Source organism: Micromonospora sp. DT201 (genome assembly GCF_049841575.1).
In the GTDB taxonomy this organism is placed as follows: Bacteria; Actinomycetota; Actinomycetes; order Mycobacteriales; family Micromonosporaceae; genus Micromonospora.
Genome location: NZ_JBNCKP010000039.1, coordinates 1 through 15257, shown reverse-complemented (window position 1 = coordinate 15257; position 15257 = coordinate 1). Strand labels below are relative to the sequence as shown.

Below are 15257 nucleotides of genomic sequence, written 5' to 3'. Positions count from 1 at the left end.
CCTCTCCGCCGACCCAGCGCTCGGATCACAGGCTCCTCAGCAGCTCGTACGACTTGGTTCTGCGGCCGGCGGCCCCGACACAGGGTGACCGGCGTAGGCGTTAACGGCCAAGCTGCCGGTCGAGCTCCTCGAGCACATCGATTAACTCCAGTCGGCTGGTGCCGGCCGGCATGACGCGCGTGGTGCCGTAGGCGAGCTCGACCAACGCTGAGCGCGCGGCTGCGAGTTCGGCTGCAGTGGCCTCGAGCTGATGCCAGGATGCGTGGGCTGCTGGGACGATGTCGTCGCGCAGCCGCCTGGCAGCGGCCCGGGCCACCTCGGCGTCGGTGCCCGTTCGGGTGTTCCACTCGTCGTCGCCGAGGTCGTCCAGAGCGATGTCGATGACGTTCGCCAGTAGGTGGAGCATCTGCGGGTCTCCGGCGAGCCGGACGCCGGTCGCGGCGACCCGGACGACGGTGCGCACAATCGGCACGTCGTCCAGGCCGACGTGGCGCTCGCCCAGCATGGACTGGATGTTTTGGCGTTGCCAGCCGCGGGCAAGTTGCAGGGCCGTCATGTCGTCGCCGCTGGTGGTGTCGATTGCGGCGCCGGCTAGCAGAAGGGCCGCGATGACCCGTTGTTCGTTGCGTTCGACTGCGTGCATCAGCGCGGTCCGCCCTTGCCGGTCGCGGGCGTTCACGTCGGCGCCGGCCTGCAGGAGCACGTCCGCTGCGGCGTGATCGCCGCGGCAGGCGGCCACGACGATCGCCGGTGTGGCGTCGGAACGCTGTTGGTTGGCGTCCGCGCCATGGGCGAGGAGAAGACGGAGCACCGCCGGAGCAACGGGTTGCATGACTGCGGTGATGAGAGGTGCCTCTTCGCTTGGGCCGGGGGCCGCCTCCGCTTCCAGCAGTACCCTCAGCGTCGCAAGGGCTGCCGGCGTCGGGCGGAACGTGGTGGAGGACACGGCCTCGGTCAGCACGCTCGACCTGGTGGCGTGCTCCGCCGTGAGCGCCCCATGGGCGACGAGAAACCGCACCACCTCCGTGTGCGCCTCGAGTACGGCGGCGCGCAACGGCGAGGCGGCGTAGGCATCGGCGGGGCCGATGCGGGCGTCGGCGTTCACCAGCAGGCCCACAATCCCCAGCCGGCCGCCGCGCGCAGCCTCGGCCAGCACCGAACCTCGGAACCGGCCAACCGTGACGTTCGGGTCCGCGCCGTCGGCCAGCGCCTGCCCGACGGCGACCTCGTCACCAGCCTGCACCGCGTCGACCAGGCGCTGATCGGCAGCCTCGTTCATCGATCATCACCCGTCAGGTCAGCGAACGCACGCAGATGCAGCCGTGCCGCAGGGTTGCCGACGAACCAGGCGAAGAAGTCGCTGTCCGCATCAAGGCCAGCACGAACCGCGTCACACCAGTCCTGCCGATCAAGCACGGCCAGATACTGCTGCAAAAGGTGGTCTCGCTGTTCATCGGTGCATCCGGATCGCTGCGGAGTCTTGTCCGCCAATTGGTCGGCAATCACCGCAGCGTCGACGTACCTGTTCGCGGTTGGCGCCTGCCGGCCCAGGTGAGCCGCATGCGCGGCGAGGACATGAGGTGCCGGCGGATAGTGCTCGAGGGTCATGCCCATGCCACCGCAATCAGCCATGACCTTCAACAGTCGACCGGTGTGATCGACCAGGTCATCGTCGGCCTCGGTCCCGGTGATCGCTTCGTGCAGGTGAGCTGCAGTGGCGACGCGGCCGGCAAAGTAGCCGTTGAGGAAATCACCGTCGCAGGCGTGGCGCAGCAGCCATCGACGCGAAGCGTCTGCCATGTGCCGGCAGAGCGCCTCGATGACGTAGACCCGTCCCCAACCAGCAACACGCTGGGCCAGCCACAACAACGCATGTTCGCCTCTGCGGCGACGTCGCAGCGCCTCGGCGGCCAACGGCCCGAACCTGTCCGACAGCAGGCCGATGGTCTGGATCAGCGGGATGTCCTCCTCCGCCCAATCCGTGGCAATCAATGCCAACCCAACAGTGGCCGAACATCGATCAGTGCTGTGCCGCACCAGCCACCGGCCGGTCTGCCGCACCCGCTGCCGGTCCGCGCGCAGCGCCGCTGCAGCGATGTGCTCGTTGTGATGGATCGGGACGTCAGCCTGGCAGAACGCGTCGGCGAGTTCGCTCGGTTGCGCATCGGCCTTGCCGAAGTGCATGTCGAGGATGGCGGCAACCTCAACGCCGCGGAGGCGCTGATCTTTCCGGGTCTGCGGACGCTGGCGCCGGCAGCGGTGGAGTTCGTCGTCCGGATACGGCTCGCCATCACGTGGCAGGGGCGAATCCGGATCTTGCTGATGCAGGCGCAGGGCGTGTTCGAACAGGGCGGGCTGGGGTCCGAGCGATCCAGGCTCGGTCGTCACGCTCACCGGCGGACGGAGGGCTCGATTCTCTCGATCATGGCCGGGATGATGCCAGCCCGGACCGACCACGGCAAGTGGTTAGGCGCTACGCCGAAACCGTGAAGTGGCTACCGAGCCAGCGCGGCACTCGGCCGGCTTTGTCCCACTCCCCCACTTCATCGATCGCTTAGCCTAGGCACCGTCCTTCCCGGCATCACCGCCACCACGTATGGCGGCGCTACCGCACTCGTGGCACCTCTTGGCGATCGAGACACTACTCAGAGTGTCGGCCTTACGACAGCGCCGATCCATTCTTGTCGTATCGACAAAAAGCTATGGTCGAGCAGTGCCCGATGACTTCTGGGAACCACCCCTGATCCTGCTCGCTGTCGATCTCGTGATCCTCACCCTGCGCGGTGGTCGTCTGCACCTGCTTCTCGTGCGGCGCGGCGTTGAGCCGTTCGCTGGGCGGGCGGCGCTGCCTGGTGGGTTCCTCGCCGATGAGCGCGAGGACATCCTCAGCGCCGCCCGCCGGGAGCTGCGGGAGGAGGCGGGGCTCACCGACATCCCGCACCTGGAGCAGCTCGGTACATACGGCGACCCCGACCGTGACCCTCGTGGACGCGTGGTCTCCGTCGCCCACCTCGCCGTCGTGCCGCGCCTTCCCGAGCCCGTCTCTGGAACCGACGCCGCAGCTGCTGAGTGGACGCCAGTCGACGACGTACTGGCCGCGCGGGTACCGCTCGCCTTCGACCACTTGCGCATCGTCGTCGACGGGGTGGAGCGTGCTCGCTCCAAACTGGAGCACACGGACCTGGCGACGGCCTTCTGCCCGGAGGTCTTCACCCTCACGGAGCTGCAGCAGGTCTACGAGGCCGTCTGGGGTACACCCCTCGATCCCCGCAACTTCTACCGCAAGGTCCAGGGCACGAAGGGCTTCGTGGTCCCCGCCGGTCCGCCCCGCGCCACGGGCACCGGCCGCCCGGCCCGCGTCTACCGCGCTGGTCCGCGCCGGAACCTCTACCCACCCATGATCCGCACGGTTCCGACCGTCGCAGCCGGAGGAGACGAGAGATGACCAGACCCGTGGTCGTGCTCACCGCACTGGACCTCGAGTACAACGCAGTCCGCGAACGTCTCACGAAAGTCGAACCGCACGTACATCCGATGGGCACGCGCTTCGAGCGTGGCACCGTGACCGGAGGCTCCTGTGAAATCGTTCTCGGCCTTGTCGGCAAGGGCAACCACCCCTCCGCCGTCATCGCCGAGCGCGCCATGACCGAGTTCGACCCGGAAGCGGTCATCTTCGCCGGCGTGGCTGGGGCGCTCTGGCCCTCTGTCGGCCTCGGCGATGTCGTCGTGGCCACCCACGTGTACGCCTATCACGGCGGCACTAGCGAGAGCGACGCTTTCCGCACCCGGCCTCGCGTGTGGGAGATCCCCCATGCCTGTGATCAGCTCGCCCGGCATCTTGAGCGGGAGCGAGGCTGGGCGCGGGGCCTCGCCGGAGGAGTGCCCAAGGTGCGGTTCGGCCCAATCGCCGCCGGAGAGGTCGTCCTCGACTCGGCGTCGTCGCCTGAGGCGACGCGCATCCGTGATCACTACAACGACGCGTTGGCGGTGGAGATGGAGTCGGCCGGGGTCGCCCAGGCCGCACACCTGAACCGCTCTCTGCCGGCCGTCGTCGTCCGCGGCATCAGCGACCGTGCCGACGGGACCAAGGTCCACACCGACGGCGAGAACTGGCAGCCGCGTGCCGCCGCCAACGCTGCGGCCTTCGCCCTCGCGCTCGCTCAGGAACTCGGGGCGCATTATGGCTCCTCCCCTCGCCGTCCTCGGAAAGAAGCAGGTGATGCGTCGATGTCCGGCTCCGTCAGAAACGTCGCCAAGGGCAACGCTCACGTCGGATTTCAAGCGCACACCGTTCACCACGCGACCGTCTACGGCGGGCCGGGCGGTGCGGGCGGGGAGACATTCCACGAACAGCTCGCAGACTTGCGCGCCTCGCTCCGTAAGTTCCATGAGGCGGGTGACGTGGACGCGGTCACCTACCGCGCGGCGGAGCAGGAGCTGGACGCCGCCGCCGCCGACGTGCCGCCGGCCGACGACGAGGCACGGAGCCGCGCAACCACGGCTCTGCGGAAGCTGCGCGGCCTGCTGTTGGACTGGACGGACCTCGCCACACGGGTCACGGGGCTCATGTCGGCTCTGCGGGATCTGTCATGAGCGCCGGACCGCAGGAAAAGACGTTCACCAACGTCGCGGACGGCAACGCCCACGTGGGCTTCCAGGCCCAGGAGGTCCACATTGAGGGCGGATACCACGTCAGCGACGACGACCCGCCTGAGCGGCAGTTCGAGGTCGGTCTCCGCTACCTGGAGATCAGCGCCCCACCCGAGGCGAGAGAGCTGATCATGAAAGCGGTCGCCCGGGGCTACAAGAACTCCCGCGCCTGCTTCTATCTGGCGCTCGCACTGTTGAGCGGCCGTACCCTGCAGAGCCTGACGGACCAGGAACTCGCGCAGCTGGCACACGTCCGCCGCTGGGCGGCGCAGCGCTCCGAAGATCCCTGGGCCCGGGGCATCAACGCCGTCGGCTCGCTGCTGGACTCGCTGCCGCAGACCACGGCGGAGACTCCCGACCCGGCCGCGATCGGTGTGGTGGTCAAGGAGTTCGAATCGCTCAACCCACCCCTGCAGGAAAGCATCCTCAACCACCTCGAGGTCTTCTTGGCCGGCCCGCACCAGGACTGGACCTGGCAGAAGACGTTCGCGACCGCCCGGCGGGACAAGACGGCCAACGACCGGGTGGAGCGGGTCTGGAAGTTCTTCCAGCCCAAGCCGATCCCTCCCAGGCCGGTTCCGCCGCACCCGATCCGCACCGACGCGGCGGACTATCTACGCGCCCTCGGCGGCTCGGCACTGCTCCTCGTCACGGGCCTTGCGGTGGCCCAGTACGCCTGGGCCCACTCATGGCTTCGCTCAGCCGGCTACCTGATGGTGGCTCTTGGAGCCGTCGTCGTCGCGGTCCGGGCCGGATTCACGATCAGGCTGGCTCGGCATCGACGCCAGGCAGCCCGCCAGCGTCTCACCTTCACGTCCCGGCGTGCTCCCACACAGTCCGACCGGTTCGCCTCAGCGATGGACTCCTTGTTCGACCGCTACTTCGGACGTTACCTGCCGCCGGACATAGCCCGGGAGACGTGGCTGGCGGAGACGGCGGGCATCCGGCAGACCCTCCGTAACGAGCTGGTCGAGCTTTACCGGGAGCAACCGGTCGACGCCAAGCGTGTCGCCTGGCTAGTGAGATTCCTCGCCAGCGACGTCAAGCGGCAGTGGCTCAGCGGTGAGCTGACCGCGGATCCCGAGGACTCCCGAGTCCCATCCTCGACGCGGACCGCCTTCGGCACCGCAGTGTTCGCCCTGTTGGTTACCGGGCCGCTGCTGCTGTGGCAGGCCCTCGTCGAGGCGCCGTTCACGACGGTGATCGCGACGGCCGGAATCGTGGCCGGGGCTCGGCTCGCCATCCAGGGCTGGCTCGCGATCCTTCTCGAGGGCCATCGCTACCGGGACGACCTAGACCGGGCCCGGCGCGACTACGAGGACCGGCGCGCGGCGTACGACCGGTGGGTGCGCAAGTTGGAATCGAAGCCGACCGACGCGGAGATGGCGCACTGGCTCGACTGCGACCGCAAGATCCTGGTCCAGGACACCCTGCGGCACTACCGCCTGGCCGCGCAGGACGTGATAGCGCACGCCTTCATCGAGGCGCCCGTGCCCGGGTGCAAGCGGGCCCGGGTCAGCAAGGGACCCTGGCGCTACTCGCGATACAAACTTCTCCTCTTCCTGCTCACCAAGGACGGCGTCCGCCAGGTCACGGTTACCCTCGACTTCGAGACCATGGAACTCGGCGATCAGCAACGTCTCACCTACCAGTACAACTCGGTCGTGGCGGCGCACGTCGTCGATGCCCGCAACGGCGAGAAAAAACTCTCCCTTACCCTGACGAACAATCCCCGGGACGAGCTGACGATCACCGGTGAGTGGCCAGGCATGCCGGAACTCGGCGACGACGACCGCATCGCCTCCCAGGTTTCCCTCGACGCCTCGGGCCTCGAACGCACCCTGCACGTGCTGGAGGGCATCGCTGCCGAAGGCAAGGAATGGATCACCCACGAGAACCGCCGAGAACACGCCGGCCTCCGGCGGCTCGTCGCCGCGATGGAGGGCTGACAGATGCGGTGCTGCTCGGTGCGGGGGTCTGGGTCGGGGCAGCACCGCGGTTTGGGATGCTGCGGGGTGGTGCTCGGTGACACGGACGTCATCGATCCAACCTCGCTCAGGGGTCAGCCGGCTGGTACCTGCGGACCTGCGGACCTGCTACGGACGTTAGTGCCGACACCTGCCGAAGGGTTGGTGATGTCGGCTAGCTGCCGGCCCGGCACCTAGCGCTGACCCAGGGTCCGGGCGCGAAGAGGCCGCCACACCACTGCCCCGACCGGGTTGCCCTCAGAACAGTAGAAGCGCGTCGAACTCCGGTCCTTCGTCCCTGCTGGCCATGACACCTCGCCTGCCGCTTATACGGCGGCGGCCCGCGGGACCATCGCCCACCACTTCCTCCCCCGTCACTCGTGCACGCCGGGGGGGAGTGCTCATCCTTGACGGATCGACAAGTAGGACCGTCACACGCAGGCAGGACATGCGGGGTTGTCGCGATGCTGTCGCAGCCGAACGGGGCAACGGTAGAGGTGGCAGAAGCTCACCTCTACCGAGGAGGACGTCATGAGACAGAACCCGAACCGGGGCCGCGTCTACCGCTGCTGCGCCTGTCGTGACAGCACCGGCCGACTACTCGGCCCCCGGTGCCCCAAGCTGTCCAAGGCGCGGCACGGCGGCTGGGCGTTCGCCGTCGACCTGCCGAGCCTGAACAAGCGCAGCACCATGCGCCGTACCGGTTTCGCTACCAAGGCGGCGGCCTCCGCGGCCCACTCCCATGTGCTTGAGTGCGAGCGCGCCGGTGTCAGCCTCGACGACAGCGAAACCGTCGCCAGCTACCTCACCTGCTGGCTTGAGACCAAGTCCCCGGCCCTCAAGACGAACACCGTGAACCGCTACACCGCCTACATCCACAACGACCTCATCCCCGCGCTCGGCGCCGTGCCCTTGGAGCGGCTCACTCACGACCACGTCACCCAGTTCATCCAGCGTGAGCTCGCCGCCGGCCGCGGCCCGGTCACCCTGCGCCGCTGCGTCACGACCCTGTCGAGCGCGCTCAACGACGCCCGCCGCAACCACCGGCTGCCCCACAACGCCGCCCGCTTCGCCATGATCCCCCGACCGCCGGAGCCCGAGCTCACCTGCTGGAGCACCAGCCAGACAAGCGCGTTCCTGCGGCACTGCCACGCCGTTGGGGATCCGCTCGCGGACCTGTTCGAGTTGATGGTCTGCACCGGGATGCGCAAAGGCGAGACTCTGGGCCTGCACTGGGCCGACGTGGACCTCGATGCGCGGGCACTGTTCGTGCGCTGGACGTTGGTCAGCGTCGACAACAGCCGCAGCATGTTGAACGCGCCCATGACCCGCGGCAGCCGGGCCTGGGTCGCACTGTCCACCCGGGCCGTCGCCGCGTTGCAGCGGCAACGCCGCCGCCAATGCCGGCAACAGGTGACCGCCCGCCATCGCGACAATCTCGACCTCGTGTTCGCCAGACCCGATGGGCAACCCCTGCGGCCGCAGTACGTGCTCGACCACCTGCGCCGTCTCACCGCCGACGCCGGGCTTCCGGCAATTCGGGTGCACGACCTGCGACACATCGCCGCCACGATCATGATCAACCAAGGGGTGCCGATCCCCGTGGTGTCCAAGACGTTGCGCCACAAGAACGTGGCCACCACCGTCGACATCTACGGCCACCTCACCCGCGACGCCGCCGCCGACGGCGTGAGCGCCACCTGCGCGGCCCTTGACGCGACCGACGCCCGGCCGCCCGAGCGCCATTGCAAGATCCGTGCGTGGATGCGACAGCAACGCGACAAAACAGCCCTGGAACGATCACAGGGGATATGCCTCCGTCGGCATATCCCCTGGTCAGATGCGTCGGGACGGCCGGATTCGAACCGACGACCCCTTGACCCCCAGATGTCACGGTATGCCAGAACTGCTCGATACATACGCAGATGCGGACGGAGCGGCATCAGGCATCACGTCTCAGTGCCAGCTCATGTCAGCGGCTCCTCGGGCGAACGCCGTCTTCGTTACCGGGTCCGTTACGGGGACGGTCAAGTGGTTGCCATGTCGTTCCATCCCAAATCGCCACAACTGGATGCACCCCCGCCCGGAATGATCATGCGGGCTGGGCAAGGACGCCGGCAGCGCCTTCCGACCCGCTTCACCCCCTTCGTCGCCCTACGTGCCGACATGACCAGGCGCCTTGCCACAAGTACTGGAACCCGCCCAGCGGGATGGGGTCGATCTTCCGGCCATCCAGTTTCTGGTCGACGCCCGAGGTGCGGTAAACGATCGCGTCGTTCCGATTGCCTGGCTGCGGGAGCAGCGGGCACAGACGTTTGCCGAACTCGTCGTGCTGAGCGAGCCGATCGGCATTCCGTCACGGCTTCTTTGCTGCAGTCGTCCGCACCAGTGCGCGCACTTGCCGCAAGAGCATTGACAGGTGAGCCAAATCTTCGCCCTCTTCGCGTGGATCGTGTGCGTAGTTGCGGACCCGCGCGATCGTCGCCGAGTTTGCCTGCTCCCACCGCTTCACTTTCTCAGCGGTGACATTTCTGGCGTCTGACGGCGTTTCGGATAGGAGCTTGTCGGTCAATGCGGTGAGGGCGTCGTAGAGACCGTATCGCAACGCGGCGCGAGAGAGGCTGTCCCACGGGTCGCTCCGGGACAAGGCGGCCACCCGGGCCAGCAGGTTGTCCAGGTGGATCCGGTCGGCGACCAGGAAGTAGGCCTCTGCCACCTCTGCGGGGTCCGTTTGGAGGCCAACGGCGAGTCCGACAATGTCGACAACGCTGTACGCGTCGTTGAGCGTCGCGAGACGCTGCGCCAGCGAAGGCGGCACGTCTAGAGTTGTGAGGTGCTCGACATCCTTCCGCCGGCGGGCTCTCCTCGCTTCGCTGGAGACGTGGTCGAGTGAAGCGAGGAGATTGTGGACCGGAACTTTGAGGGTGTTCAGTTCGGCGGACACGTCGATCGGTGAGTGGCGGTTGACAAGCAGCCAGCGTGCCACCCGTTGCAGCAGGCGGCTGGTCCGGGCATGTACCACCCGTTGGAGATCGTGGACGACGGTTTCCTCGGCGTCGTCGGTCTCCTGCCAGAGGCTAGGCAGGTCGTAGACGTCTCGCGCAACGATGTACGCGCGGGCGATGTCCTCACATCCACTGCCCGTTTCCAACTTCATACGGTGGACGAACGATAGACCTGCCCGGTCTGTAACCTCCCGTGACAACTCGGCGGCAACGATGTGGTGGCGGAGTGGATGTCCAACAATATGTTGGCTGGTCAGCTTACGTGCCGATGGTGGGAAATATCCGATTAGTGCTTCTCTCGCCCATGCCTCTTGTGTAATCGTCCCGGAGGCGAGGTCGGCCTTCAGCGCGTTCAGGACAGCGGCGCGGAGCATTGCCAGCTCCGGCACAGTGAGTCCCTCCCCGACCAACGCCCGCCTGTCGAGGTCGCGGCTGCTCCCCAGCGAGAGCACGGCGGAGTTGAGCATCCCGGAAGCCTCCAGGTCCGAGATGACGCCGCGATGGGCGGAAAGCAAGGAAGTGCTTTCGGCTGCCTCGTCGCTGATCGCTCGTGCCTGGTCGTAGTTGTCCCGCAGCACCAGCTCGGCGACCTCGTCGGTCATCTGCGCCAGCAGCTCGTCCCGCTCCGGCACGGTCAGCGCGCCGTCGGCGACCGCCGTGTTCAGCAGGATCTTCATGTTCACCTCGTGGTCGGAGCAGTCCACCCCGGCCGCGTTGTCGATGAAGTCGGTGTAGACGCGGCCGCCGGTCAGCGCGTACTCGATCCGGCCGAGCTGGGTGCAGCCCAGGTTGCCGCCCTCGCCGACCACCCGGCAGCGCAGGCTCTTGCCGTCCACCCGGATGGCGTCGTTGGACTTGTCCCCGACCTCGGCGTTGGTCTGCGCCGACGCCTTGATGTAGGTGCCGATGCCGCCGTTCCAGAACAGGTCCACCGGTGCGGTCAGGATCGCCTTCATCAGCTCCTGCGGGCTGAGCTGGGTGACGTCGTCGTCGAGGCCGAGCACCGCGCGTACCTGCGGCGAGACCGGCACCGACTTGGCGGTACGCGGGTGGATCCCGCCACCTTCGCTGATCAGCTCGGCGTTGTAGTCCTCCCAGGACGAGCGGGGCAGGTCGAAGAGGCGCTTGCGCTCCTCCCAGGACCTCGCCGAGTCCGGATCCGGGTCGAGGAAGATGTGCCGGTGGTCGAAGGCGGCCACCAGCCGGATGTGCCGCGACAGCAGCATCCCGTTGCCGAACACGTCGCCGGACATGTCCCCGACGCCGACCACGGTGAAGTCCTGGCTCTGGGTGTCGTGCCCCAGCTCCCGGAAGTGCCGCTTCACCGACTCCCAGGCGCCCCGGGCGGTGATGCCCATCCTCTTGTGGTCGTAGCCGGCCGAGCCGCCGGAGGCGAACGCGTCGCCCAGCCAGAAACCGTGCGCGGCGGAGATCTCGTTGGCGATGTCGGAGAAGGTCGCGGTGCCCTTGTCCGCCGCCACCACCAGGTACGGGTCGTCCGGGTCGTGCCGGACCACGTCCTCCGGCGGCACGATCTTGCCGCTGGAGATGTTGTCGGTGACGTCGAGCAGCGCGCCGATGAACTCCTTGTAGCAGATCACCGCCTCGTCCCGGTCGCCCGGCTTCTGCTTGAGCACGAAGCCGCCCTTGGCGCCCACCGGCACGATCACGGCGTTCTTCACCATCTGCGCCTTGACCAGGCCGAGCACCTCGGTGCGGAAGTCCTCGCGTCGGTCGGACCAGCGGATACCGCCGCTGGCCACGGGCCCGAAGCGTAGGTGTACGCCCTCGAAGCGGGGTGAGTACACGAAGATCTCGAACTTGGGTCGCGGCGCCGACAGCTCCGGGATCGCCTGCGGGCCCAGCTTGAACGCCACGTACGACTTGAGTCGCCCGCCGACCGGCTTCTGGTAGAAGCTGGTCCGCAGGGTGGCCTGGATCAACGTCAGGTAGGAGCGCAGGATCCGATTCTGGTCGGTGCTGGCCACGTGGCGTAGCTCCGAGTCGATGACTTCCACCAAGCCCGCCATCCGCCGTCGCCGCTGCTGAGCGCTCTGTGAGCCGGGGGCCAGCCGGGTCTCGAAGAGCTCGACCAGCAGCTTGGCGATCTGCGGGTAGGCGATGAACGTCGACTCCATGTAGTCCTGGGAGAAGACCGTGCCGGCCTGGCGCAGGTACTTCGCGTACGCCCGCAGCACCACCACCTGCCGCCAGGTGAGCCCGGCCCGCAGCACCAGCTCGTTGAAGCCGTCCACCTCGGCCTCGCCCCGCCAGGCGGCGGCGAAGGCGTTCTCCACGTGCGGGCGGACCTCGGCCAGCTCCTGGTGCCCCTCGGGCAGGCGCAGGCCGAAGTCGTACAGGAAGACCCGGCCGTCGACCCGGTCCACCTCGTACGGGTGCTCGTCGACCACCCGGACCCCGAGGGAGTGCAGCACCGGCAGCACTGCCGAGAGCATCATCGGCTCGCCGTACCGGTAGACCTTGAACCGGACGTCCATCGACTCTTCGGATTCCGCCTCTTCCAGGTGTTGGCCTAGCCGGGGGGCGCGGTGGGCGACCAGCTTGCGGAACAGATGCGTCTCGAGCTGGCCGGGCTCCTCCAGCAGCTCCAGCTTGGCCAGGTCCTTCATCGCCTCGTACGGCGTGTGCCCGTCCTTGTAACCCTCCGGGAACGCGTCGGCGTATCGGGCGAACAGGTACTTGGCCTGCTCGTCGCCGAGCTTGCGCGCCAGCACCAGCTGGTAGTCGTCGGCCCAGAGCCGGGTGGCGTCGGCCAGCTCCTCGGCGAGCAGGTCGGCGTCGATCTCCCCTGGCGGGTCGGTCGGGTCGGTCCGGACGATGAAGTGCACCCGGGCCAGCATCGACTCGGTGACCCGGGTGGTGTAGTCCACCCCCACGCCGTTCAGCTCGCGCAGCAGGGTGTCCTGCATGCGCAGCCGGTTCTGGATGGTGAACCGGTCCCGGGGCAGGTAGATCAGGCAGGAGATGAACCGCCGGTACGCGTCGCGGCGCAGGAAGACGCGCAGCTGCCGCCGACCGGCCATCCGCAGCACGCCGATCACCGCGTGGTAGAGGTCGTCGGTCTTGATCTGGAACAGCTCGTCGCGCGGGTAGGTCTCCAGGATCTGCAGCAGTTCCTTGCCGGAGTGGCTGCGCGTGCTCAGGCCCGAGCGGTCCAGCACCTCGGCGACCTTGCGTCGGGCGACTGGCAGCTCCCGCACGCTGGTCCGGTACGCGGCGGTGGGGAACAGGCCCAGGAAGCGCCGCTCCCCGACCACCTCGCCGGCCTTGTTGAAGATCTTGAAGCCGATGTAGTCGGGGTAGGCCGAGCGGTGCACGGTGGCCCGCGAGTTGGCCTTCGTGATGATCAGGAGGCGCTTCTCCAGCACCTTCTCCTGCGCCTCGGGCGTCATCGACGACAGCGCCCGGGCCTCCGGCGAGTCGGACCGCAGGACCCCCAGGCCGGTGCCGGAGATCGCCTGCAATCCTCTGCTACCCGCCATGCTGCTCTGGCCACCGAAGTCTGCTTGTCGGGGAGCGCGAGCCCGGCGGCGGTCGGGCTGGGTCGGCACATCGACCAGCCGGTACTCCCGGTAGCCGAGGAACGTGAAGTGGTCGTACGCGAGCCAGCGCAACAGCTCCACCGAGTCGGTGATGTCCTTCTCCGGCACCGGCGGGCGGTTGTCCGAGGTCCGGGCAGCGGCCAACTCGTCGGCGAGCGCGAGGGCCCGCTGCCGCATCTTCGGCCAGTCCTCCACGGCCTCCCGGACGTCGGTGAGCACCCGCTGGAGCTCCCTGCGGAGCTTCTCCCGCTCGGCCGGGTCCCGGACCGGGTCGATCTCGACCCGCATCCAGCTCTCGACCAGGTCGCCGGCGATCGCGTCGTCCGGCTCCATGTCGGCGGAGACCTCGGTGAGCCGGCCCAGTGGCTCCCGGCGGACCACCACCAGCGGGTGCACCAGCAGGTGCACGTCGAGGTGGTGGGTGTTGAGCAGGGCCGTCACCGAGTCGACCAGGAACGGCATGTCGTCGGTGACGATCTCGACCACCGTGTGGTGCTGGTCGGCGTCGGGCTCGTGGATGCGCAGCTTCAGCTCGCCCGGCACCCGCTGCTGGGCCAGGTCTCGGTGGGCCCGGGCCGCCGCCAGCATCTCCTCGGCGGTGAAGTCGATCAGCTCCTCGTCCCGCGCGAACCGCCAGAAGCGACCCACCAGCGTCGCCTCGTCGTGGTCCTCACCGGCCAACGCAACCGCCTGGGCGACCAGGCGCTCCGCGTTGGGTACCGGGTCGTCCGGCTCGGCGTCTCCTATGCCGTAGCCGAGCGCTTCGGGGTACACGTCGAGATCATAGATTGCATCGACGCTGGTAGCCACGGTGTGGCCGTTGGCCGGCTCGGGCGCGGAAACCTCGCTGTCGTCGACCGGCCCCGAGGCTGCATGGGTCTGGCTGCGCCGAAGATTGGACGGGTCACGCACTGGCAAATCCGGCTTCCATGCGTGCGGCCAGGTTGAGGAGGGCCTCTGATTCCTCCGGTAAGCCCAGGGCACGGTGCCGGTGACCGGCGGTCCGAAGTAGGACCGACAGTTCGGGAGCCGTGACCGCTGTGTCGTCGGTTGCGGCCCGGAAGGCGCCCAGGGCATCCGTGACGGCCGACATGGCATCCCGATGCCGGTTCAAGGCCGCTAGGTAGACGCTCCGGTTCGCCAGCATCATCGGCAGATCGAGGGCAGAGCCGCCCCTTCGGGCGCGGCGGCGCTCGTGGCACAGCTCAATGGCGTCGTCGACGACTGCCAGCGCCTCTGCGTACCGGTCACGCGCGGCCAGGCAGTTCGCAAGGTTCCCCAGGGATTGCGCAAGACGCACTGTGTCCGTTACGGCGTCGTCCCGCCGGAGGATACGACGGATGCGTACGGCCTCTTCCGCGCATTCCAGCGCCAGGAGGGTCTCGTTCAGGTCACTGTGCCGTAGTGCCAGGTTGTTGAGGGCGGTGGCCAGTTCCTCTCGCCAGACGGCGGGGTTCACGTCCACCAGACGGCGAAAGAGCTCAACGGACTCGGCGCTGGCCGACGCGGCTTCCTCGTACCGTTGCATGGCCGCCAGTCGTATGGCCAGCCAGTTGAGAGCGCTCGCGTGGTCCGGCAGCCATACCGCGGGACTGTCCTCGGCACTCGCGCGGGCGAGTCGCTCGGCTTCGGCGGAGATAGTCAGCGCTTCCGCCGGAAGTCCCAGTTGGGCCAGCAGGTCTCCGAGTGAGTTGAGGGCGGATATCAATTCCCCCTTCCATCGGGCGGAGGTGGCCGAGAGCTGGCAGTACAGGGACGTAGCTTCCTCGATCGTCGTCAGCGCTTCGCGGTGTAGGCCGGACGAGGCTTGTTGAATGCCCAGGTTGTGCAGGGTCGTGACGAGGTGGGGCACCCAGCTGGCGGGGTCATCTGAGCTGAGCTTCCTGTAGATGCCGACGGCTCTTCCGGCGGTATGGACAGCCTGTTCAAGGGCGCCTGTTGCGGAGAGCAGTCGAGCCTGTGTGTCCAGCGCAGCCGCCTCGGCAGCGAGAAGCCGCGGTAGTTGTCAAGTCAAACTGAGACGGTCTGTGCCTGTTGGGCTGGCTGGTTGATCCACACTTGGGTGGGGAGTT

7 protein-coding genes and 1 pseudogene are annotated in these 15257 nt (G+C 67.9%); 4 read left to right on the top strand and 4 right to left on the bottom strand.

All coding sequences use genetic code 11. The annotated features are described in order from the left end of the window. Positions 1–100: 100 nt before the first annotated feature. Entirely contained in the window at positions 101–1279 is a 1179-nt protein-coding gene (locus ACLQ28_RS33620) for an ankyrin repeat domain-containing protein (RefSeq protein ID WP_425690284.1), read from the bottom strand. After that, complete coding sequence (locus ACLQ28_RS33615; protein ID WP_425690283.1) at positions 1276–2394, bottom strand: hypothetical protein; 1119 nt, start codon at positions 2392–2394, stop codon at positions 1276–1278. Before ACLQ28_RS33615 ends, ACLQ28_RS33620 begins: the two co-directional genes overlap by 4 nt. A gap of 319 nt (positions 2395–2713) precedes the next feature. Between ACLQ28_RS33615 and ACLQ28_RS33610 the strand changes: the two genes are divergently transcribed. The 4 genes and pseudogenes from ACLQ28_RS33610 to ACLQ28_RS33595 form a co-directional block, all read left to right on the top strand. Next, entirely contained in the window at positions 2714–3445 is a 732-nt protein-coding gene (locus tag ACLQ28_RS33610; protein ID WP_425690282.1) for an NUDIX hydrolase, read from the top strand. An 8-nt stretch (positions 3446–3453) separates the two neighbouring features. Continuing rightward, positions 3454–4593: a purine phosphorylase gene (locus ACLQ28_RS33605; protein ID WP_425690281.1), complete on the top strand. Its 1140-nt coding sequence runs from the start codon at positions 3454–3456 to the stop codon at positions 4591–4593. Continuing rightward, positions 4590–6599, top strand: coding sequence for a hypothetical protein (locus ACLQ28_RS33600; protein ID WP_425690280.1), 2010 nt, complete (start codon positions 4590–4592; stop codon positions 6597–6599). The genes ACLQ28_RS33605 and ACLQ28_RS33600 overlap by 4 nt, the downstream gene beginning before the upstream one ends. A 549-nt stretch (positions 6600–7148) precedes the next feature. Further along, a pseudogene (locus ACLQ28_RS33595) lies at positions 7149–8273 on the top strand (tyrosine-type recombinase/integrase); the annotation flags it as partial. 700 nt (positions 8274–8973) lie between these two features. Here ACLQ28_RS33595 and ACLQ28_RS33590 read toward each other — a convergent pair. Both ACLQ28_RS33590 and ACLQ28_RS33585 read right to left on the bottom strand, forming a co-directional pair. Next, positions 8974–13995 carry an NAD-glutamate dehydrogenase gene (locus ACLQ28_RS33590; RefSeq protein ID WP_425690306.1) on the bottom strand — a complete coding sequence of 1674 codons (5022 nt, stop codon included), beginning with the start codon at positions 13993–13995 and terminating at the stop codon, positions 8974–8976. Between the two features lie 94 nt (positions 13996–14089). Then, positions 14090–15037 (bottom strand): tetratricopeptide repeat protein, encoded by a 948-nt coding sequence (locus ACLQ28_RS33585; RefSeq protein WP_425690279.1) that lies wholly within the window; start codon positions 15035–15037, stop codon positions 14090–14092. Positions 15038–15257 lie beyond the last annotated feature (220 nt).